At 48.5% G+C, this 21,344-nt stretch carries 15 protein-coding genes; 5 read left to right on the forward strand and 10 right to left on the reverse strand.

The window, feature by feature from the left end; genetic code table 11:
* Window positions 1-366: 366 nt before the first annotated feature.
* From ACXAGQ_RS14135 to ACXAGQ_RS14165, 7 genes are all read right to left on the reverse strand, one after another.
* Window positions 367-1,971, reverse strand: a complete 1,605-nt coding sequence (locus ACXAGQ_RS14135; protein WP_475254559.1) for a BCCT family transporter — start codon at window positions 1,969-1,971, stop codon at window positions 367-369.
* 366 nt (window positions 1,972-2,337) lie between these two features.
* A complete protein-coding gene (locus ACXAGQ_RS14140) occupies window positions 2,338-5,454 on the reverse strand; it encodes a beta-galactosidase (RefSeq protein WP_475254561.1) in 3,117 nt (1,038 codons plus the stop codon).
* A 114-nt stretch (window positions 5,455-5,568) separates the two neighbouring features.
* Window positions 5,569-6,453: a MalM family protein gene (locus tag ACXAGQ_RS14145; protein ID WP_475254562.1), complete on the reverse strand. Its 885-nt coding sequence runs from the start codon at window positions 6,451-6,453 to the stop codon at window positions 5,569-5,571.
* Window positions 6,454-6,522: 69 nt separating this feature from the next.
* On the reverse strand, window positions 6,523-7,806 hold the full coding sequence (locus ACXAGQ_RS14150; RefSeq protein ID WP_475254563.1) for a carbohydrate porin: 1,284 nt from the start codon (window positions 7,804-7,806) through the stop codon (window positions 6,523-6,525).
* Between the two features lie 525 nt (window positions 7,807-8,331).
* Window positions 8,332-9,561, reverse strand: a complete 1,230-nt coding sequence (locus ACXAGQ_RS14155) for an ABC transporter substrate-binding protein (protein WP_475254564.1) — start codon at window positions 9,559-9,561, stop codon at window positions 8,332-8,334.
* Between the two features lie 36 nt (window positions 9,562-9,597).
* A complete protein-coding gene (locus ACXAGQ_RS14160; RefSeq protein WP_475254566.1) occupies window positions 9,598-10,449 on the reverse strand; it encodes a carbohydrate ABC transporter permease in 852 nt (283 codons plus the stop codon).
* Entirely contained in the window at window positions 10,449-11,375 is a 927-nt protein-coding gene (locus ACXAGQ_RS14165) for a carbohydrate ABC transporter permease (RefSeq protein ID WP_475254568.1), read from the reverse strand. The genes ACXAGQ_RS14160 and ACXAGQ_RS14165 overlap by 1 nt, the downstream gene beginning before the upstream one ends.
* 499 nt (window positions 11,376-11,874) lie before the next feature.
* Here ACXAGQ_RS14165 and ACXAGQ_RS14170 point away from each other — a divergent pair, with 499 nt between their 5' ends.
* From ACXAGQ_RS14170 to melB, 5 genes are all read left to right on the forward strand, one after another.
* A complete protein-coding gene (locus ACXAGQ_RS14170) occupies window positions 11,875-13,008 on the forward strand; it encodes an ABC transporter ATP-binding protein (protein WP_475254569.1) in 1,134 nt (377 codons plus the stop codon).
* Window positions 13,009-13,155: 147 nt separating this feature from the next.
* A complete protein-coding gene (locus ACXAGQ_RS14175) occupies window positions 13,156-13,902 on the forward strand; it encodes a MipA/OmpV family protein (RefSeq protein ID WP_475254571.1) in 747 nt (248 codons plus the stop codon).
* A gap of 46 nt (window positions 13,903-13,948) precedes the next feature.
* On the forward strand, window positions 13,949-14,146 hold the full coding sequence (locus ACXAGQ_RS14180) for a hypothetical protein (protein WP_475254573.1): 198 nt from the start codon (window positions 13,949-13,951) through the stop codon (window positions 14,144-14,146).
* A 238-nt stretch (window positions 14,147-14,384) separates the two neighbouring features.
* A complete protein-coding gene (locus ACXAGQ_RS14185; RefSeq protein WP_475254574.1) occupies window positions 14,385-16,508 on the forward strand; it encodes an alpha-galactosidase in 2,124 nt (707 codons plus the stop codon).
* Window positions 16,509-16,818: 310 nt separating this feature from the next.
* On the forward strand, window positions 16,819-18,189 hold the full coding sequence (gene melB / locus ACXAGQ_RS14190; RefSeq protein ID WP_475254576.1) for a melibiose:sodium transporter MelB: 1,371 nt from the start codon (window positions 16,819-16,821) through the stop codon (window positions 18,187-18,189).
* Window positions 18,190-18,314: 125 nt separating this feature from the next.
* On the opposite strand, the gene ACXAGQ_RS14195 is transcribed toward melB, so the two are convergent.
* From ACXAGQ_RS14195 to ACXAGQ_RS14205, 3 genes are read right to left on the reverse strand one after another with little or no spacing between them, the layout of a single operon-like run.
* Window positions 18,315-18,926: a CDP-alcohol phosphatidyltransferase family protein gene (locus ACXAGQ_RS14195; protein WP_475254577.1), complete on the reverse strand. Its 612-nt coding sequence runs from the start codon at window positions 18,924-18,926 to the stop codon at window positions 18,315-18,317.
* The gene (locus ACXAGQ_RS14200; protein ID WP_475254578.1) at window positions 18,920-19,579 is read right to left on the reverse strand and encodes an ATP-binding cassette domain-containing protein; all 660 of its coding nucleotides are present in this window, start codon (window positions 19,577-19,579) and stop codon (window positions 18,920-18,922) included. Before ACXAGQ_RS14200 ends, ACXAGQ_RS14195 begins: the two co-directional genes overlap by 7 nt.
* Before the next feature lie 33 nt (window positions 19,580-19,612).
* A complete protein-coding gene (locus ACXAGQ_RS14205) occupies window positions 19,613-21,322 on the reverse strand; it encodes an ABC transporter permease (RefSeq protein WP_475254579.1) in 1,710 nt (569 codons plus the stop codon).
* Between the last annotated feature and the right edge of the window lie 22 nt (window positions 21,323-21,344).

Here is a 21,344-nt window from a genome sequence, read left to right on the forward strand (position 1 = left end):
TCATCGTATTGTTTTGCTTAGGTAAACTATAACAATGGCTAGTAAATGGTATTAGAAGCCTTACTGTGAAAACAGTATTAACAAGAAACACTATAATCAGATTTTATATTTTAGTAGGGATTGGAATAACCCAGGATTGCTCCTATGACACCAGTACAACTCAATAAATATCAAGCAGTGATGAATCAATAATTAGTAAAGCGGTACCTTTGCTAAAACGGGAACTGGCCAGTTGCTAGGGGCATGTTTTTGTGTTGGAGAGGGGGTAAGTGGCAGAGGGCGAACAGTTCTGGGAATCTATCGATAAATCAAGACGCTCTTGGTGAGCAACCCCCTCCAGATGGAGGGGGGGGCTTTTATTGTGATTTAAGCTGATTTTTTACGAGATGCCTTAGTTTGGTCAATCTCGGTAAATAGGCCTCGCATCAAGCTCACACAGCCTAGGATCAGAATGATCGTAAAGGGTAGGGCTGCAATAATCGTAATCGATTGAAGGGCCTGAATGGAGTCAGTACCACCAATCCACAGCATCACCATCGCAATGGTTGCAGAGATAACCGCCCAAATGACTTTTTGCCTGATCGGAAGCTCTAACTTGCCACCTGCCGTCATGCTATCAACAACAATCGAACCTGAGTCTAGGGTTGTTACAAAGAAGACAACTATCAGTGCAACGGCGATGAGAGAAAGGATATTACCGATTGAATATGCATCTAGCATGTAGAACAAGCTGAGCGATACGTCACTAATACCTTGTTCTGCACCTAGTAGGCCAACTTTGTCAATAACCTGCTCGATGGCGATGCCGCCAAAGAAAGACATCCACGCAGTGGTAACCAGTGTAGGGACAACCAGAACACAGACCAAAAATTCGCGGATTGTGCGGCCTTTTGAAATACGGGCAACAAACATACCAAAGAAAGGCGCGTAGGCGACCCACCAGGCCCAGTAAAAGACGGTCCAGCCGTGTAGCCAGGTTGTATCTTCACGGCCAGAGCTTTGGCTCAGTGGAATAATGTTTTTCACATAACCAGTGACAGCGGTAAACAGCGAGTCAAATGTGGTGGTGAAATTCAAAACAACGAGAAAGCCCATGAACAGGAAGGCGATAATCATATTGAGGTTACTCAACACTTTCACCCCAGCATCCATTCCTCGAACTACAGAAACAATAGCCAGCCCCATAATGACCAAGATAATCAATATTTGGAGGAATAGGCTGTTTTCAAGGCCGAATACATGGCTGATACCACTTGCCGCCTGGGAGCCTCCCAGCCCCAGTGAGGTAGCAAGGCCGAACAAAATAACCAGTACGGCCAAAACGTCAATCACGTCACCGATTCTTCCCCAAACCCTGTCGCCAAGTAGTGGGTAAAAAACGGAACGCATCGATAGAGGCAACCCTTTGTTGTATACAAAGTATGCCAATGAGAGAGCAGTCATGCCATAAATGGCCCAGGCGTGGAAGCCCCAGTGGAAGACTGCAGAGCCTAGTGCCAGCTCTCTTGCTTCGGCAGTATATGGCTCGACATTTAGTGGTGTGCCAAACCAATTAGTGAAAAATGCCGTTGGTTCTGCGACCCCCCAGAAAATAAGCCCGATGCCCATGCCTGCAGCAAATAGCATGGAGATCCATGAAAGAGTCGAAAAATCTGTGGTAGCGTCATCGCCACCCAGGCGAATTTTACCCAAAGGTGAGAAAGCAATAACAATGGCAAACAGTAGCAATATGTTTGCGCCCCACATAAAGACAAAGTCAAACTTCGAGAGAGCGGCTGCCTTCACGGCATCAATTGCCGCTTTGGAATCTGCTGGTGAAAGAATTAAGAGTGTAACAATAAAAAGAATGGATAAGCCCGCGGAAACGGTAAAAACGGTGTTGTGGACATCCATACCCCATTTGGTTACGTTGTCCTGACCTACTTGGTAATCTGTTGAATCTATACTGTATTTATTTGATTTAAAACCCATAATTTAGAGGCTTGTACATTCGAATCCCGAATGTAATGACCAACTCCATGTCTATTAATCGACTGATTAGTATGCAAATATCATTCGAGTGACGGGTCTTTTCCATGACCTTTTCTGGGTCCTCTTCGATGTATCTACACCTAATCCCAAGCCAACTAATATATCACACAATGAGGGGCTTTTGAGCCAAATGTTCAGACGTTCACTTGCCAACTGTACTCGAATAACACTTGGGAACATCACATTCATCGGTAAGTATCATCAAAAACTGTTCTGCTAGAGTGAGCTTAGCTTGCTTTAGCGAATTTTAACGTTGGAGGGATGCGGCCTCACCGTGGTGAGGCCGTTTGGCTAAGGTGTTATATGCTAGGCGCTTAGAGGCTCAATGCATAAGCTATAGGCATATTGCTTGTCAGTGAGTTTGAACTCTTCATGGACACTCGGGCTCCAGGAATCATCACCGCCAACGCCCATGTGCTGGTGGTCTACACGCAGGTAGATTTGCTGCTCGGCTTCAAGCTCGTTGGTGTGTTTCGCTGCCGCCAATTGCTGCTGGCTGTAACGGCTGACGCTGAACTGGAAATCGCCTGAGATATTCAAGCCACCGATAGACAGCGAGTTACAGCCACAGCGCAGACCATTATCCGTCGGGAAGATGTATGGGGTGTGCATGCCGCTCAGTGTTTCGGTGTATTGGCCAAAGCGCGCACCTGATAGCCGGTCTGGGTAGTTTTCAAATGGACCAAAGCCGCGCCATTCAATGTGCTGTTGCTCTTGCTGTTCTTGTTGTAGTGGCAAAGCTAGCTCTAGGCCAATGCGTGGCATAGGCGGTAGGTCATCAGCTAATTTAACCGAGACATCTAGCTTGGTTTGGCCTTGGCTGTCCAAGGTGTAAGTCCAGACTGTAATCGCCTGTACATTACCATTGAAGGTATATACAAACGTTGAAGTAACAACGACTTGGTGGCTAAGGGTATTTACCTGGCAGTCTACACATTCGCGGTCCCATTTGCCGATACCGGCAGCATCCCAACGGCATACCCAGGCATTTGGGTCGACAAAATCAACTTCACTTACACCAATGTCATTATCCAGCGGGGCACGGAAGAAGTTATCTGATGGGGAAGCCACAAGCTGCGGCTTGCCTTCGATAGTCCATTGCTCCAGCAGCCCGCTGCCTTTGTTCCAGCACCAATGGTGCATACCATTGTCACTGCTGATCAAAATGCTTTGTTCGTTTTCAGTAGCAACAGGCGCTTGGCTTCGGTTGAAGGCTGGATAGGCCAGGGAGTTGCGGTTAGTAACTGCAAACTGTTCACTGGCTACAATGTGGCCTGCTTCTGCCCACGGTGTTGTTTCACGTAGCTCGATATCGGTATTGAGGTGGTAAACCGCACCGGCACGAGGTTTGAAGTCAATATCAATGCAGAGAGTCTTTTGACTATCTGCCGGAACGTCCAGTGGCTGCTCGCCAGTCGCAATGACACGACCATCTTCAAGCAAAGACCATTTCAGGCGCTCGTTATCGGTTGCACGGAACAAGTTTTCGTTGGTCACCGTCAGGGTATACGCGACACAGTTGGCCAATTGCTCTTCGCTATTTAGCTGGACGGTGATCATGCGCTGGCAGTGTTTGGCTTCTTCCAGCGTTGGATGCGGGGTTCTGTCTGGGAAAACCAATCCGTTGATGCAGAACTGGCGGTCGTTGATGGTATCGCCAAAATCACCGCCGTAGGCCCAGAAATGATCGCCTTTGTCATCAAACTTGCTGATCCCTTGGTCAACCCAATCCCAGATAAACCCGCCTTGCAGGCGAGGGTAGTCACGGAAAGCGTCCCAGTACTTGTTGAAGCTGCCGAGGCTGTTACCCATGGCGTGGGCATACTCACACAAGATCAATGGGCGGTTCTCATTAGGCAGGGACACCCACTTCTTGATTGACCATTTCGGCACAGCTTCATCTTCAATAGTGGTATTCACACGGGCATACATAGGGGCAATGATATCCGTTGCGGTTGTATCTGAGCCGCCGCCCTCATACTGCACCGGGCGAGATGGGTCAAAGTTCTTCGACCAGGCATACATGGCGTTGTGGTTGCTGCCATGGCCGGATTCATTGCCTAGTGACCAAATGATAATAGAAGGGTGGTTCTTGTCGCGCTGGACCATTTGGGTATAGCGGCTCATGTAAGCATGTGCCCACATCGGGTCGGCAGACAGGCGGTTCATCGGCTCCATGCCGTGGGTTTCGATGTTGGCTTCGTCACACACATACAAACCGTACTCGTCACACAGCTCGTACCAACGCGGGTGGTTAGGGTAGTGGGCGGTACGCACCGCATTGAAGTTATACTGCTTCATCAGGCAGATATCTTTGATCATATCTGCTTCTGTCATCACATGGCCAAGCTCTGGGTGGTGCTCGTGGCGGTTGACGCCCCGGATCAGCAGAGGCTTGCCGTTGAGGCAAAGTTGGCCGTCGATGGTTTCGACTTTACGGAAGCCAACCTGGTAGGCTTCACTTTCGATATGGTTGCCATCGGCATCAAGCAAAGAGACTACACAGCGGTATAGGTTGGGTGCCTCGGCACTCCACTTTTTCGGCTCACGTACCGACACAGTTTGGAATACGACATCGTTGTAGCTGCCACGCTCGTCGATACGGCGGTTATTAGGGCGGTCAATAACAGGCTCGGTGATTGCCTGCTCGCCGTCAAACAGTTGGATCTGAACCTGGTGCTCTGCAGTGGCATTGATATGGGTAACAACGGACAAGGTGCCATCACGGTAGCAGGCATCTAGATCCGGTGTGATAAAGACGTCTTCAATGCACTGAGAAGGCTTGGCCAGCAGGGTGACATCACGGAAGATGCCGCTCAGCCACCACATATCCTGATCTTCTAGGTAGCTGCCGTCACTCCAGCGGATCACCATCACTGCAAGGGTATTGCCGCCAGCAACAAGGTACTGGGAAAGGTCGAATTCTGCAGGCAGGCGGCTGTCCTGGCTGTAACCGACCCAATGGCCGTTACACCACAAATGAAAAGCAGAGTTAACACCATCGAAGATAATACGGTGGGTGTCTGCCAGTTGGCTTTCTTCTACCGTAAAGCTGGTACGGTAGCAGCCTGTTGGGTTGTCTTTCGGGACGAAAGGCGGGTTTACTTCGAACGGGTATTTGACGTTGGCATAAATCGGTTTGTCATAGCCTTGCAGCTGCCAGTTGGAAGGTACCGGAATATTGTCCCAAGCCTGGTCATTGAAGCTAGGAGTCACGAACTCGCCGTCCACTTGCTCCGGGGCATCGAAAAGCTTGAATTTCCATTCGCCGTTCAAAGACTGGCGCTGGGCATTTTTTGCATCTCGTGCACTGTCGATGTCACGGAAGCTGGCCAGTGGGCTGTGCGCAGACAAACAATGGATGTTCACTGACTGAGGGTTTTCCCAGTCTCGGCGCTGAATAATGTTAGAAAATGCCGTCATCGTTATCCTACTTATAGTGATCTTACGTAATCTTGAAAATTTTAGTTGCTGTGCCGCACGGCGATAGCTTGTTGCCCTGCGGCTAGTTATTCTTTGTGTTTTTTGGGTTGGCTGTTATTGGGCCAAGGTATCGAGCAGGTAATCTTTAGCCTGCTCATGGCCGGCTGATTCGGCTTTGTTTGCCCAATCAACCGCTTGCTTGAGTTTTCCGCTGCTCATGGCTTCATCAATTTGCTGTTTGAAATAGTGCCAGCTGTGTGTGTCAGCGGATGCCGTCTTTGATTCATTGGCAGGGGCTGTTTTTGATACAGCAGCTGCCGAGGCCTCTTTTGCGGTTAAGCTAGAGAGCATGTCTACCACCGGGTTGCCGAAGTGTTGTTGCGTGGTGATTTCAACCACGCCGACAGGTGCCAAGGTGGCATAGAGTGGAAGACGTTTGCTGCCGATAATGTTCTGTGACTCGGCAAATTCCTGTTCAGGGTGGATACGTTCCAGCTGATTGCCAATTTGCTGGGGATCATGCTGGATCATCAAGTAGGCCATGTTGTTGAGCTGGGTGCTGAGGATAAATTTACCTTCAATGCGCTCGGTACCGCTTAGGCTACTGGTGAAGTAATGAAAATCTTCAGTCGTGTATTGTTCGACCAACTGCCATTGGTTGTCATAGATGGTTATGGCCGGGGCGAACACTTGGTTGTTTTTAATCGGCGCACTGACTGAAAGCATGAAAGGTGAAGCCGTTTGCGGCAGGCCATAAGCCTTGGCAGGCGTGCGGCCTGATCCCTCATTGCCTGTATAGGCAAGAGGGAGGGTCTGGCCGTTGCCATCGAGAATGACATACTGCTGGCTATCCAATGCCAGCGGTTGGATCGATAGCGCAGCAATAGATTCACAGCATGCCGATTGGTTAAGATCGGTATTGAGTGTTGTGTCTGGAAAACTGCTGCAAGCGGTTAGGCTCAGCCCAAGCAGAATGGTCGCCAACTGTTTCTTCTTCATGCTTTGTCCTTAGGGTACAGGCCCAAATAGGCCCGTACCATTTTTAGTCAGGTTTGTGAGAGCGGGTGATTACCACCAAGTTTCAATATTGAAGCCAAAGGTGAACTCATCAGTCGACTTTTTACCTATGCTTTGTGCATTGCCGTAAGCATTTCGAGTCGCATTCCCGTCAGAATCTAAACCAGTTTCCCGTTGCCACTCATCATTCGTTTCAGAGTACGTTGCGAATACACGAAGTGTCGGGCGAGCCCAGACGCCTTTACCGGCTTGGAACATCTGAGCAACCGTGACTTTGAACATGTCATTGGTACCGGCACCGTTCTGTGCTTCGACTGTTTCGTAGCCGACTTCCAGGGCCGTTGCCATATAGTCTGTCCAGCTGTACTGAGGGCGGGCACCCACACTGAACCATTTATCACCATTGTTGTTATCGAGATTTTTGTCTTGATAAGCAATGTTATACATAACCTGGAAGTCTTCACTGATGTTCAGATCGCCATGATTGAACACTCGCCAGCTGTAACCGTCGTGGTCAACGCCGGTGCTGTATTTGGTCGCTTTGCCATTCGCTGGGCCACCTTCAGCACTCATCAAGCCACCGGCAAGGGCATCGGTACCATACTGGAAGGCCAAGGTGTTTGAACCGTAGTCCCAGGCTTGGCGGTAAAGCGCTGATAGCATGGCACCAGAAGTGGTGATATCTGATTCATCATAGCTAGAGTTTTGAGTGAAAACGTAGTTGACACCAAAAGTCAGATCAGCGGTGTCACTGATTACAATGTCACTGATTCGGGCGTCAATGTTATGCAAGCTACGGCCATCAGACGTTGAATCTGGTGCCATCCAGGCAAAATGGCCATTACCGAAACCAAGATCCCAGTTTTCAACACCAATACCTGTGCTCGATGTATCCCAGTATTTAATATCAACCATGTGGACTTCATGGCGGCGGTAAAAACGTTCACCACCCCAAAGAATGGCATTTGGCTGAGAAGCGATTAACCCATGACCGGCTGACCACATCTGGATGATGCTGACATCACCCCAGCTTTCGCCGCTCCCTAGGTAGAGGGTCGTATCGAAATAAGCATCACCGTCTTGCCACACATCGGCTTTCAGGCCGGCTTCCCACCAGTTCAGCTCGTTACCCAAACGGTAGTTACCATAACCTTCACTGGCGCGGATCACATCGCTTCGCTCACCTTTGCCATTATTATGGTCGTCATTGTCTGTGTAGATATTTCCCCATTTGGCATAGCCAAAATATTGAATATTCTCTACGGCTGCTTGGCTGGCTAGTGGGGCCATTATCAGTGCTATGCCGACTGCTTTTGCTAGCATCTTCTGTTTCATGAAACGTCTCCATCATTTTGTTTTTTTATGTATGGGTCCTAACTCAAGAGCGATCCTAGCACCGCTCTGGAAACGTTTACAGTGAGCCGTGGCGTATTTTATTCATTAAAGGCAAAACAATTAATAAAATTGTAATTTAGCTCACAATAACGGCGTATTTTGGCGGTTTTTGATGGAAAAATGCACAGTAAGTGGTTTTTATAATCCGGAAACGATTACGCAAAGCGAGGGTGGGTATAAGCGAAGGGAAATAAAAGCCCAACAAAACAATGGGTTGGGCTTTTTGATCAATAGAAACAAACTTCTTCCCAAGCCGTACAGATTGCTCGGTAAGACAAGCAAAGAAGCTATCTATGAGTGTTTTGAGTTAGGAACCCAAGGATAACGTTTCACTTTGAATCACAATAGTCACAGAATACGTCAGCTATTGGTGTGAATTCAAGTAATATGTGAAACACCTTGAATGGAATCAAAACCCAAAACACTGCATTTTTACTGGAGTGGTATCGATTTCACTACTATCAATTACTTATCGAAAGTACGAGCACGGGTTCGCTCTAAGCGCTTGAGGATTCGGTCCAGGCGGTCAGGATGAACCATGAACTCCTGGAACGCTTTCATTCCTTCCTGTGCCATCGCCGGATCGGTATCGCGGTCGTAGAACTGTGACGTACCGGATGCGCTGTTTAGCATGGCAATGCCTTTGTTGAGGAACACATCGTCAGTGACCGTAGATTTATTGTTGGTCGGGATCTGAAGCAGTGCCTCATTCATTTTGGTTTGGTTCTCAGCGCGTGCAATAAAGGCTAGGAATTTACGGGCGTTGTCTTTGTTTTTCGCCTTGCTTGGGATGTGAATGGTATCAATCGGGGCTTCTTCGGCCATTGCAATCTCTGGATTAATGGCTGGGAATTGAATAAAGCCCATTTTACCTTCTAGCTCCTCTGGGAAGTTAGGAGTGATGAAATTACCAATTAAGTACATGGCTGCTTCGCCGCGGTACAAGAACGGTTGGGCTTCCTGCCAAGAGTAGCCCGCATGGTTTTCCAGGAAGTAGCCTTTGTCGATCAGCTCACGCCAAGTATTGAAGGTATTGCGCACCCGCTCATCGGTGTAAGGGACTTTGCCATCCATTAGATCGAGGTGGAAGTCCAGCCCATTGACGCGCAGGTTGATATAGTCAAACCAGCCAGCCGCCGTCCAGAGGTATTTCGTCCCGATGGCGATAGGGGCGATGTTGTTTTGTTTCAGCGTTTCTGACGCGGCCAGGAACTCTTCCCAGGTTTTAGGTTCGCTGATGTCGTATTTGTCGAAGATATCTTTGCGGTAATAAATGCCCCACTGATAATAGGTAAACGGTACGCCCCATTGCTTGTCATCAACCGTCATAGCAGGGATGGTACTGGTGAAATCTTCATACATGTTGTTGGCTTGCCACACGTCACTGACATCTTCCAGCAAACCGCGGTCGACAAAAGTCTTCATTCGGTTACCAGCATGCCAGAATACGACATCGGGTGGAGAGGTGACCAACCAGTTACGCAGTGTTGTTTTATAGGCTTCTTTGTCATACAGGTTGTATTTAACGGTAATATCCGGATTCTCCTGCTTGAACTGGGCAACCATATTGTCAAAGACGGCCTTTGGTGCCGGATCGGCTTGATCTGAGTTGATAATCAGCTCCGAGGCGAAAGCAGTTGATGCCATGCTCATCGCTAGGGTGGTAGCGGTGATGATTTTATGTAGTTTTTTCATCATTTATCCTTATTAGTAGGGTAGTTGTATTTCCGTTTAACCTTTGGTCGCGCCTAGGGTTAACCCAGCAATGAAGTGTTTCTGCATCGCGAAGAACAAAGCGACAGGCGGAAGCGCTGCCAGTACGGCACCTGCGGAGATCAGGTTCCAAGAGGCCAACCATTGGCCACGCAAAGCGCTGATCCCTGCGGTAACAGGGCGTACCTCTTCGCTTTGCACCAATACCAATGCCCAGAAGTAGTCGTTCCAGATGAAGGTAAAGACCAGTACCGATAGCGCTGCCAAGGCAGGTCGGACTAATGGCAAGATGATGTACCAGAAAATCTTGAACTCGCTGACGCCTTCAACGCGCGCTGCCTCAAGTAATTCATTGGGAAGGCTGACGATGAAGTTGCGCATAAACAAGGTGCAGAAACCCGTCTGGAAAGCGACATGGAAAATAATTAACCCAAGGTGGGTGTCATATAAGCCTGCACTGATGGTGAGGTCGCGAACAGGGATCATCAATATTTGAAACGGGACAAAGTTACCCGCAATAAAGATGGCAAGTAGCCAAATACTGCCTTTGAATTTGTATTTTGCCAATGCAAAACCAGCAAGTGTTGAAAGGGCAACGGCGCCGGCTACAGCTGGCAGCGTAATAATCAACGAGCTAAGAAGATATTGCCCCATATCGGTGGTTTGGAAAACCATTTGATAGTTTTCGATTAAATTAAAGCTGGTGGGCCAGCCCCAATAGTTTCCTTGGTTGATATCTTCTATTGAGCGAACCGAAGTTAGCAATATAGCCAGAAGAGGTAATAGCCATAATATTATTGAAAAAGGCAATGCGACCCGGTAGGCAATATTGATGGTCCGGGAGGATTTATTAATAGGTGTCGGAAACATTATTTCTCACTCCTTAACATGCGAGTTAAGAAAAAGGCGATATAGATAGCCATGATCAGGAATAGCACGACAGCAATGGCGGCACCGTAACCCATCCGGTAGTTGAATATTGACTGCTCATACATCATGTAAGCGAGCACCGTCGAGCTCCCCCATGGGCCGCCAGCTGTCATGGTGGCAACCAGGTCGAATGAGCGCAGGGCGCCAATCACCGTTACTACCACAGCGATGAATGTCGCCGGTGATAGCTGAGGCAGTATAATGTGCCTGAGGAGCTTGAACCCCTTAGCGTTATCAAGTCGGGCGGCCTCAATAAGCTCCGGGTTAAGGTTGTTGAGCCCAGTGAGGTAGAGGATCATGCAATAGGCAATTTGCGGCCATAGCCCTGCAGCAATAATGCCGTAGGTGACGTATTGATCGCTCGATAACAGCGCAATAGGCTCTGCACCGAAAAAGGCAAGGATACTATTTAATAGGCCCAAGCTAGGGTCATAAAACCAAGTAAAGACTAAACCGACAATGACTTGTGATATAACAAATGGGAAGAAGAACAACGCTTTAATCAAACGTATTCCTTTCACTTCCTGATTCAGAAATAAAGCGATAGCCAGACCAATTGGTGGAGCAAGCATAAACATAACCAGCCACAACAAATTATTGGTCAGTGCGGTATAAAAGGTTTCTGAGTCAAATAACTCTACGTAGTTTTCAAAACCCACCCAGACTTTTTCGCCCATACCATCCCACTGGTACAAACTGAGGTTGAAACTATTAATAATGGGGTAAAGGACATAGATAGAAAAAAGCACCAATGCCGGGGCGAGAAATACCCAAGGTACTAAAGAAATAGGAATAACCCGCTTCCTTTTTTGTTTAGCGTCACTGGTTCTATTTAATGTCGCTTCTGCTGAAGAAGAATGAATCATACTAGGCTCCGATTCCATGTATGCAGAGATCTCGGTTCATTGGTAAACGTGCTTACCAAGTTGTTCTGTATGTTCTAGGTGTTGTTTTGATAGCTGTTTGATGACGCAAAGTGATTTGCGTGGTTACGATATCGACAATGGTGTTAATAAAACGTGATCAAGGAAACGTTTCCATAAATGATCGTGATATTGCTCGCAATGTGTGACATGGATCTGGATGCTATTGGCAATTTAAAGCGTGGTAACTCTCTCGCGTATAAGTCTTTAATGTAGATTTTTCAATCTAATACCCTGTTTATATTAGATGAATTGTGTGCTCTATCACTCTTAACTTATGTGAATGCTTCAAGGTGTACTCAGCTCACACTATGTTAAAAAGATGAGTCTTTTTTCTCTGGAAACGTTTACTGTGGCGTTACAATCGGGTAGCGTAAATAACGTTCTAGTTGTTTGATTAGTAGCCTTGCTGACGTCCCGTAATCTCAGAGGATGAAATTATATGGCTGGTATATCCCTAAATCGCGCAGTGAAACGATTTGGAAAAGTACAAACTATCCACGGTATTGATCTGACTATCGAAGATGGCGAGTTCACTGTTTTCGTTGGTCCGTCGGGTTGTGGTAAATCTACCCTTCTCAGGCTCATTGCTGGTTTGGAAGACATTACTGAAGGCGATATCTGCATAGGCGGGGTAAACATGAATGACGTTGAGCCCTCAGAACGTGGTGTCGCAATGGTGTTTCAGTCATATGCGCTCTACCCGCATATGACAGTGGAAGAAAACATGGGCTTTGGCCTCAAGATGGTGGGGGAGAAACCACAGGTGATCCAGCAGCGTGTAAAACATGCCAGTGATATCCTCCAGCTTGAAGCCCTGCTTAAACGCAAGCCAAAGGAGCTATCTGGCGGGCAACGGCAGCGCGTGGCTATAGGCCGTGCGATTGTCCGCGATCCAGAAGTCTTCCTGTTCGATGAGCCGCTATCTAACCTTGACGCCGAGCTGCGGGTCGAAATGCGGATCCAAATTGCCAGGCTGCACAAACAGCTGGGGAATACCATGGTGTATGTGACCCATGATCAAGTCGAGGCGATGACGCTGGCCGACAAGATTGTGGTATTGCGTGAAGGCAGGGTAGAGCAGGTAGGTTCACCTTTGCAGCTTTATTATCAGCCTGCCAATGAGTTTGTCGCCGGTTTTATCGGCTCGCCGAAAATGAATTTCATCCCGGCGATGATAGCGAAGAAAGAGGCACAATCGCTGACGCTCACTTTGCCTGATGGCCAGTCTGTTTCTATTGCCGCCCATACTGACGGAGTTGACGTCGGCCAGGCGGTGAAAGTGGGGATCCGTCCTGAACACATCTTCCTCAAACCACAAAGTAGTGAGGAAAATACTATTGGTATTAAGTTTCAATCTGATGTGGTTGAAAGGTTGGGTAACAGTACCTATTTGTTTGGCCAATATGCAGGTGTCGATGGCTTCAAGATTCATCTACCGACCGATGAGCCTGTCGTTACCGGTAATGCTGTGAAGGTGTATATGGATAACCACAACTTGCACCTGTTCAACGAAAGTGGCCTTTCTATTCGTCAGTACAGTGATGCTGATGTACCTACCCAGATTTGTGCATGATATTTTCAGGGTAGAAGCCATTAGTTCTTTTTGTGGAAGCGGCACTTGGTGTGCTGTTTCCACTCATCATTTGTAATAAATTCCCTCCATCTTTTGTAATAAATTCACCCTAGGCCGTTTCTTCTATCTCTAAAGAGGAGAAGCGCTATGCATAACTCAGTAGTGCTGTTGGTTACAGCTTTTGGGGCTTTGGTGTCATCTGCAGCGGCCTATTCGCAAGAAATCTTTCAACCTCAGGATAAATACAAGCACTACACCTTCTTAGGCGCTGGGGCTGCGATAGGGGAGTCGGTTTTTGCCAGCGACGGCAGCGAGTTCAGTGTTAAGCCCTATATTTTCCATCAGAGTGATTACGGCTTTATAGACGGTAGCCTGGCCAACTTGGCCCTGACACCTTGGTTTGGCCTGTCTGGCAACATACGCTTGTCAGAAGTGTCTGATGACTTCACTGATATTCCAAGCGGCATAGATAACAGGGATAGCAGCGGGGAGCTAGGGATCACCTTAGGCACTGTAGGTGCCAGGCTGACTTATTTGCATGATGTTACTGACAAGCACAATGGCTATGAGCTTCAACTGCATTTAGGTAGGGCCTTTGAGACTCCTTTGGATAGGCTGACAGTAGCTCCTTATGTCGAGCTGAATTACCGCGATGATAAACTGTCTGAACACATTTACAGTGTTTCTGCTAGGGAAGCCAGTGCTTCAGGGCTATCGGAATTTAGTGCAGATGATACATGGGTTTATAAGGGCGGGTTTACTACGCTCTATGATATAAGCCGTCATGTGCTTGGCGTGTCCAAGTTGGAGCTGGAATACCATGATAGTAATAGCCCACTGGTACAAAACGATCTCGGGTGGAAGCTCAGTGTCGGGGCGGCTTATCGCTTTTAAGTCTTCTATCCTTATAAGTGCCTTTTTACATTTGTAGGATCCGAACATGAAAAAGCTACTAGGTTTGATAGGTATCATGTTGTTTAGCATTTTTGTTCAAGCTGGAGGAAGTTCTGGTACGGGCGGCATCCCAAGCCCCCCCTGTGTGATTGATGGCAAGCTCATTCACAAGCATGTCCTGATAACAGAGTGTAACGAAATGAAGAAGGAAGCTGCCGACAAGAAGGCTTCCTCAACCTATTAGGTTTGGTTACAGGCTTAGTTACGGGGTCACGTATGATCCCGTTTGATTCTCACCTAATTCAAATATTGCTTCTATTAACGCGCCTTTCCTTTTGAAAGCACTATCTTACATAAAGCAACGTTATGGCTAGATAGTTTTGGTTGAATGCATGGAAACGTTTCCAGTGTGCGGGCTTGCTCACAGTATCTACTGGGTATTTCATTATGATCAGGTGAAATTTCATGCTTAATAGGAAACCATGACAATGGATAAGCAAATCATTCGTCTGAAAGGTCGGCAGTCTGAATTGATCGTTGCGATCGGAGAGGTTGCTGAAGTGATCTACTGGGGTGAATCTTTAACTTCGCTACCCCAAGGGGCAGATATTGCCTTGAAACGCCCAGTGCCTTATGGCCGATTAGATAATGATGTGCCTGTGTCATTGCACCCTGAGCTGGCTCGGGGCTTGTTTGGTAGCCCAGCCCTTGAGGGCCACCGCAACGGACAACATTGGTCACCAGCCTTTACGATTTGCTCGGTTAAAAATGAGGGTGGAAGCCTAGAGATAGAAAGCAAAGACCCAATTGCTGGACTGTCATTAACAGTGAGCCTGGAAGTCGATAACAACGATGTTGTCCAACTCAAGCAGACTCTGACCAATATTGGCGAAGGAGAGTATCAGGTGAACCGCCTGGCCAATACGCTTCCTTTGCCAGAGCGCGTAAATGAGCTTCTGACCTACTATGGCCGCTGGGTAAAAGAGTTCCAGCAGGTACGCCAGCCTTTGTTGCAAGGGGGCTACCAGCAAGAAAACCGCCGTGGCCGCACATCACATGAACATTACCCGGCCTTCATTGCAGGTACCAAAGGTTTTGGCGAGTGTGACGGTGATGTCTGGGGCTTCCATTTGGCCTGGAGCGGCAACCACCGGATGCGTGTTGATGTGAAAGCAGACGGGCGCCGGGTTGTCCAGGCAGAGGCGTTGTACCTGCCTGGTGAGGTATCGCTTCAACCGGGAGAGAGCCTAGCCACGCCTGTTCTGTATGCAACGCACAGTGCGAATGGTTTGAATCAGATGAGTCAGCAGTTCCATGGCCATGTACGTGAGTCTATTTTAGCACCGCAAATCAGTGAGAAAGCCCGCCCAATCCACCTAAATACATGGGAGGGGATCTATTTCGGCCATGATCCTGATTACATCAAAGAGATGGCGACAGAGTCAGCAAAAATGGGTGTTGAACGCTTTATTATTGATGACGGTTGGTTTAAAGGGCGCAATGGTGATAAAGCTGCCCTGGGTGACTGGTACCTTGATGAAACTAAGTACCCCGAGGGGCTTGAGGGTATCGTCAACCATGTGAATGAGCTAGGCATGGAATTCGGCTTGTGGTTTGAGCCAGAGATGATCAACAAGGACTCGGATCTATATCGCACTCACCCGGAATGGCTGCTTGCCGTCGAGGGTTATGACCAGCCAACTGGTCGCAACCAGTATGCGATAAACCTGCAAAATGATGAGGCTTTTGCATACTTACTGGCAAGGCTTGATCATTTCCTGTCTACCCTTAACATCGCTTACATCAAGTGGGACATGAACCGTGAGATTGTCCAGCCCGGCCATCAGGGGCGGGCTGCAGGTAACAACCAGGTGATGCGATATTATGAATTGGTCGAGAAGATCCGCGAGCGCCATCCTGGGGTAGAAATCGAGTCGTGTGCTGCTGGTGGCGGCCGAATTGATTACGAGGTACTTAAGCGTACCCACCGCTTCTGGACATCGGATAACAATGATGCATTGGAGCGGCAGCAGATCCAGCGCGGCTTCAGTTACTTCTTCCCGCCAGAGGTAATGGGAAGCCACATCGGTGCGCGCCATTGCCACAGTACCCGCCGTACCCATGATATCCGCTTCCGTGGCCTGACAGCCCTGTTCGGCCATATGGGGATTGAGTTAGACCCAGTAAAAGAGGGCGCCGAGGAAAAGGCTGGATTCGAGCGCTACATCGAGCTGCACAAAGAGTACCGCCGTATCCTTCATAGTGGTAAATCGGTGCGTATTCCGGTTGATGACAGTGACGGTCAGTTAGCTAAGGCGGTGATCAGCCAAGATGGCAACGAGGCACTAGTTATGGTTGCTCAGCTGGCAATGCCGACAAACTCCCTCAGTGGCGCCTTGAGGATACCAGGATTGAATACCAGCAAAATCTATAAGATATCTGTGATTGATCACCCAGTTAACTTCCACGAAGGCTTGGTCAACCAACAGCCTGCATGGACGAAACAGCCGGTATCATTGAGCGGGGAATGGTGTCAGAAGGCCGGGTTAGCCATGCCTATTCTTGATGCCGAGAGTGCGATTTTAATTTGGATGGTTGTTGAGTAATCTTTGTCAGTAAGACCTTACCAACATAATGGGACCGATAAGGTCCCATTATTTTTATCCTTTTGCAGTATGTCATGTTGCTAATATTTGCTGCTACAGTGCGTTAAGTGATCGAAATCGCACTTTGGCATTCTATTCATGGAACCCATGGAAACGTTTCCATGGGTGGGGTTTAGATCACAGTTATCCTTCTGTAGATCCTTAATATACCTTTTGAGCCCAGAGCTTCACGGATACAAAAAAATTAAATAAATGCTGTACGCACCCTTTTAGTTAGGGAAGGGGTGTGGAACAGACTGAAGGATAAAACATGTCTGATAAAATCACACTACAAACCAAGTTATCATATGGCCTTGGCGCACTCGGTAAAGATTTCGCGTGTGCACCCATCTATATTTTCTTGATGTTCTACTTTACGGATGTAGCCGGCCTGTCTGCTGCCTTCGTGGGTACTATCTTCCTTGCAGCCCGAATTCTTGATGCAATTACTGACCCTATGATGGGTGTGATTGTTGATAACACCCGTTCTAAGTTTGGTAAATTCCGCCCATGGATTGTCATCGGTACGCTACTTAACGCTATCGTATTGGTTGGCTTGTTCAGTACCCATATGTTCGAAGGCCCGGCCCTGTATCTATACGCTGCTGCTGCTTACATCCTTTGGGGTCTGACATACACCATTATGGATATCCCTTACTGGTCAATGATCCCTGCGCTATCAAGCGAGCGCCAAGAGCGTGAAAAGTTGGTGGTCTGGCCGCGTTTGTTTGCTAGCCTTGCATGGTTTATCACTGGTACTTACGGCCTGCACATTGTTGGTGTGCTGGGTGATGGCAACCAAGGTGACGGTTTCTTCAACGTGGCAATGCTGATTGCTGTCCTGTTCGTGATGAGTGCATTCCTGATTGCCCGTAACGTTAAAGAAAAAGCGGCGCCAGCCAATGCGAAACCAGCAGAGAAATTCAGCTTCAAAGATGTACTGGTTATTATTGGTAAGAACGACCAGCTTAAAGCGTTGATCGGTACCGTGCTGTCATTCCAGATTGCTAACCTGCTTGTGGGCGGCTTTGCAATCTACTACTTCTCTTACGCACTGGGTAACCCTGAGTTGTTCCCTGTTTACATGATGGTCGCAGGTGCAGCGGAAGTCGCTGGTGTGTTCTTGTTCCCTCGTATCGCAGCTAAACTGCCTCGTAAGCACCTGTGGAAAATGGCGTGTGGCTTCCCAATTCTGTCTTGTATCGTTCTTCTTGTCATGGCCGTAATGTTCCCTGGCAACGCTTTCCTTATCGGCCTTGCTGGTGCTGCAATCAAGTTCGGTGTGGGTATTGCGAACGCACTTCAGACTGTAATGCTTGCTGATGTAGTGGACTACGGTGAGTACAAAACTGGCCGCCGTAGCGAGAGTGTGATCTTCTCGGTTCAGACAATGCTGGTTAAGTTTGCCGGTGCAGCTGGTGGCTTCATTGTTGGTGTAGGCTTGTCAGTAGTAGGTTATGTACCAAACGTAGAGCAGACTGCAGATACGATTATGGGTCTTCACTTTATGATGGTGGGTCTACCTGCAATCCTGATGGCAGTGAGTGGCTTTGTTTACCAGCGCTACTACCGCCTGCACGATGGCTTTAATAAGGATGAAGTGGAAACAGCGGCAGTGAATGCCCAACCTGTAGAAGCATAATTATTGGCCGGAAAGGCAAGGATCTAGATTAGGTCGAAATAAAACAGCTACCTTTGGGTAGCTGTTTTTGTTTGCCTCGTATTTGTCTTGTATTTATCTGGTTTGGGGCGTAACCAACAGGGAGGTTAAGCCTCTTTCAGGGTTTGATAGCCCGCCCAAATACGTGTCGTTGTGGTGATCCAGCACAATGTGCCGAATACCCAAGCAATGGTAGCGAAGTGGGCAGGGAGCAGGCAGAACAGCACAAAACAGGCAATCGTTTCAGTTCCTTCGGTCAAACCACCGATGTAGTAAAGCGACTTCTGCTTGTACACTGGGCTTTCAATGTTACGTTTGCCAGCCATGATGGCGAAGCTGAGGAAGCTCGAACCGGTGCCGATAAATGAGAAAATCAGGAAGGCACCAGCCACTGCGTTGGCGTCTGGGTTAGCCAAGACAAAACCGAACGGCACCATGGAATAGAAAAGAAAATCCAAAGTGATATCGAGAAAGCCACCGCAGTCGGTGATCCCTTGGCGTCGGGCGATAGCGCCATCTAGGCCATCAAAGATCCTATTGACGATAATAAAGCCCAACGCCCAATGGTAAGCTTCCAGTGCCAAAGCGGGCAGGGCAAATAATCCAATGACAAAACCCGCCAATGTTACTTGGTTGGCAGTAATACCGAGTTTGTCCGGTAGTGCAGAAAATGTCGTTAGCGGCCAGCGGATCACCTTGATCGCGTATCTATCTAGCATGTTGGTTGTTCCTGAACAGCGTTTGTCCAAGGCCAGTCCAAGACCCGGCCTTGTGGTGGAATATCATCATGGTCATGGGTAACCATGATCGCGGGGATCTGGCGGCTTTGGATTTGATCGAATACAAACTGGCGAAACTCATTGCGCAAGGCTTTATCCAGTTTGCTAAATGGCTCGTCTAGAAGTACAGCCTTAGGCTCTGATAGCAGCATCCGCATTAAACTGATTCTTGCACGTTGGCCGCCAGATATCTCATTAGGCTGCTTACTAGCCAGTTGGGATAAGCCAATAGCTGCCAATGTCTCCTCAGCATGCTCGATACGCGCTTTCCCCTTGTAGTGCCGGGGAATGCCAAACATGAGGTTTTCCAGCACACTGAGATGGGGAAAGAGTAAATCATCTTGAAATAGCAGGCCGATTTTACGTTGGTCTGGTGCCAGCGCCATTACACTAGCCTCGCTGAGGGTTACGTCACCAGAACAAGAGAAATCAGCAACGAGATGCCCGGCAATCGCACTTAATAAGGTTGATTTGCCGCATCCACTTGGCCCCATCAAGGTGAATACCTCGCCGGGGCGAATATCAAAGCTAACCGGTGAGAAAAGGGCTTTTTCACCGTGCTGGATGGCTAGGTTTTTCACAGATAATGTCATCCGTGAGTGTACTCCCTTAGTTTTTTAGGTTTATTAGGTTTGTTGGATATGCGTGTTTTGTAATGAATATTGGCGATAGTGCCGCCAGCGATAGCTCAGGCGGTTTATTACTATCGCCAGAGTAAAGAAAACGAAAGGCAATATGCCTTGCAGCAAGCCATATATCGCCATCACCCTGCGGTCCTGGCCGCTGGCAAGGGCAACAGCTTCTGTCGTGATTGTACTGATCCGCCCTGCGCCAAGCATTTGGGTTGGGAGGTATTGCGCAAGGCTGACACTGATGCCAATGGCCAGGCCAAATATAATAGCGGGCTGAACCTGAGGGCGCTTGACCCGCCACCAGGTTTGCCATGCGTTCATACCTAAGCTCCGACTGCATTGATCAAGGCGAACGTCATAGCTTCGCCATGCCCCGTCTAGGGCTAGGTACATATACGGGAAGACAAAGATTAAGTGGCTCCAACCGACCCAAAGCCAGTAGTGCTGGCCGGGGATCATGTACGTCACGATCTGGATGCCAAATAGCAGAGAGAGTTGTGGCGTGACCAGCGGTATCGCAATAAGCCAAGCAGGGATAGCTCGCTGGTATTTTTGGCGATATTCAAGGCACGAAATTACCAATAGTAACGCGACTGTGCTGGAGATGATTGCCAGCGATAGGCTGGTACCCATGAGATCGCCCAAGGTTGGCAGCTCTTGTTGCCAGAACCGGTCGCTGTAGCGGCTCGGCAGCAAGTCAGGAAAGCGCCATCGCTGGGCAAAAGACCATACAAACAGCAGCGGGACGATCAGGACGGGAATGGCGATGAACGGGCTGTATAACGCTAGGTGGCGCTTAGGTTTTAGCTTGGTGTTTGTGGTCGTTTTTGCCCCTTTGGTTAACCAGCCCCGCTGGAGCTTGAAACTAAACCACTCGATCAAGCGGATAAAACCCAGGCTGGCTGCGGTAATAATAAGTAACAGGCATGCGCTTGCAGCAGCACGGGGAAGCTGCTGGAGATCGGGGTCGTTAAACCATTGCCATACCAACACCGACAGGGTGGAAGGGCGTGTTGGCCCCAAGATTAATGCGACATCCACGACCGACAAGCCATAAGCGGCAACAGCAAACAGGGATAGGCGCAATTTTGGCAGCCATTGTGGCAGGATCACTTTCCGCCATGTTTCAAAATGGCTGTAGCCTAAGCTGGCCGACACCTTGCTGAGCTGGTCCACGTTGAGTTGTTTGAGGACAGGAATGCTCATGATCAGCAGGAAAGGCGTTTCTTTAATCGCCAGGGCCAACATAAGCCCGATCCCGTAGTTATCTTGGATAAGGCTGCTCTGAAGATGGCTTACCCCCGAAAAATCCGAGAGCCCCAAAAAATCAATAAGCCTGAAAACCCAGCCAGTTGGCGAAAACAGCAACGCAAATCCAATTGCAAAGGCAACATGCGGCAGCGCCAGCATGGGGGAAAGTGTGCGCTCAAGCTTCTGCCAACGCGCTGTTCCCCAATAGCGCTTGAGAATGGAGTAGGTAAATAACAATGCAAGAGCGGTGCTGCCAAGCCCTGTGAGCAAGCTTAACGCGATAGATACGGCAAGGTTAGGCCATGTACCTACATCAATAAATGCCGTAACGGAAACACTATCAAAGCCTAAGGTCGGGATCCAAGATAGCGAAGGCAGTAACAGCCCGATAATGCCTGGCAAGAGGGGCAAAAAACAAAGAATAAGGGCGAAAATAAAAAATAGATGAACCATAAATTACTCATTGGGTGGGAGT

It is taken from the genome of Photobacterium sp. ABD4_091 (assembly GCF_056160145.1).

What these genes read in the sequence shown, in the direction of transcription:
- ACXAGQ_RS14135 (WP_475254559.1), bottom strand. Translation starts at nt 1,971, where the DNA reads ATGGGTTTTAAATCAAATAAATACAGTATAGATTCAACAGATTACCAA.
- ACXAGQ_RS14140 (WP_475254561.1), bottom strand. Translation starts at nt 5,454, where the DNA reads ATGACGGCATTTTCTAACATTATTCAGCGCCGAGACTGGGAAAACCCT.
- ACXAGQ_RS14145 (WP_475254562.1), bottom strand. Translation starts at nt 6,453, where the DNA reads ATGAAGAAGAAACAGTTGGCGACCATTCTGCTTGGGCTGAGCCTAACC.
- ACXAGQ_RS14150 (WP_475254563.1), bottom strand. Translation starts at nt 7,806, where the DNA reads ATGAAACAGAAGATGCTAGCAAAAGCAGTCGGCATAGCACTGATAATG.
- ACXAGQ_RS14155 (WP_475254564.1), bottom strand. Translation starts at nt 9,561, where the DNA reads ATGAAAAAACTACATAAAATCATCACCGCTACCACCCTAGCGATGAGC.
- ACXAGQ_RS14160 (WP_475254566.1), bottom strand. Translation starts at nt 10,449, where the DNA reads ATGTTTCCGACACCTATTAATAAATCCTCCCGGACCATCAATATTGCC.
- ACXAGQ_RS14165 (WP_475254568.1), bottom strand. Translation starts at nt 11,375, where the DNA reads ATGATTCATTCTTCTTCAGCAGAAGCGACATTAAATAGAACCAGTGAC.
- ACXAGQ_RS14170 (WP_475254569.1), top strand. Translation starts at nt 11,875, where the DNA reads ATGGCTGGTATATCCCTAAATCGCGCAGTGAAACGATTTGGAAAAGTA.
- ACXAGQ_RS14175 (WP_475254571.1), top strand. Translation starts at nt 13,156, where the DNA reads ATGCATAACTCAGTAGTGCTGTTGGTTACAGCTTTTGGGGCTTTGGTG.
- ACXAGQ_RS14180 (WP_475254573.1), top strand. Translation starts at nt 13,949, where the DNA reads ATGAAAAAGCTACTAGGTTTGATAGGTATCATGTTGTTTAGCATTTTT.
- ACXAGQ_RS14185 (WP_475254574.1), top strand. Translation starts at nt 14,385, where the DNA reads ATGACAATGGATAAGCAAATCATTCGTCTGAAAGGTCGGCAGTCTGAA.
- melB (WP_475254576.1), top strand. Translation starts at nt 16,819, where the DNA reads ATGTCTGATAAAATCACACTACAAACCAAGTTATCATATGGCCTTGGC.
- ACXAGQ_RS14195 (WP_475254577.1), bottom strand. Translation starts at nt 18,926, where the DNA reads ATGCTAGATAGATACGCGATCAAGGTGATCCGCTGGCCGCTAACGACA.
- ACXAGQ_RS14200 (WP_475254578.1), bottom strand. Translation starts at nt 19,579, where the DNA reads ATGACATTATCTGTGAAAAACCTAGCCATCCAGCACGGTGAAAAAGCC.
- ACXAGQ_RS14205 (WP_475254579.1), bottom strand. Translation starts at nt 21,322, where the DNA reads ATGGTTCATCTATTTTTTATTTTCGCCCTTATTCTTTGTTTTTTGCCC.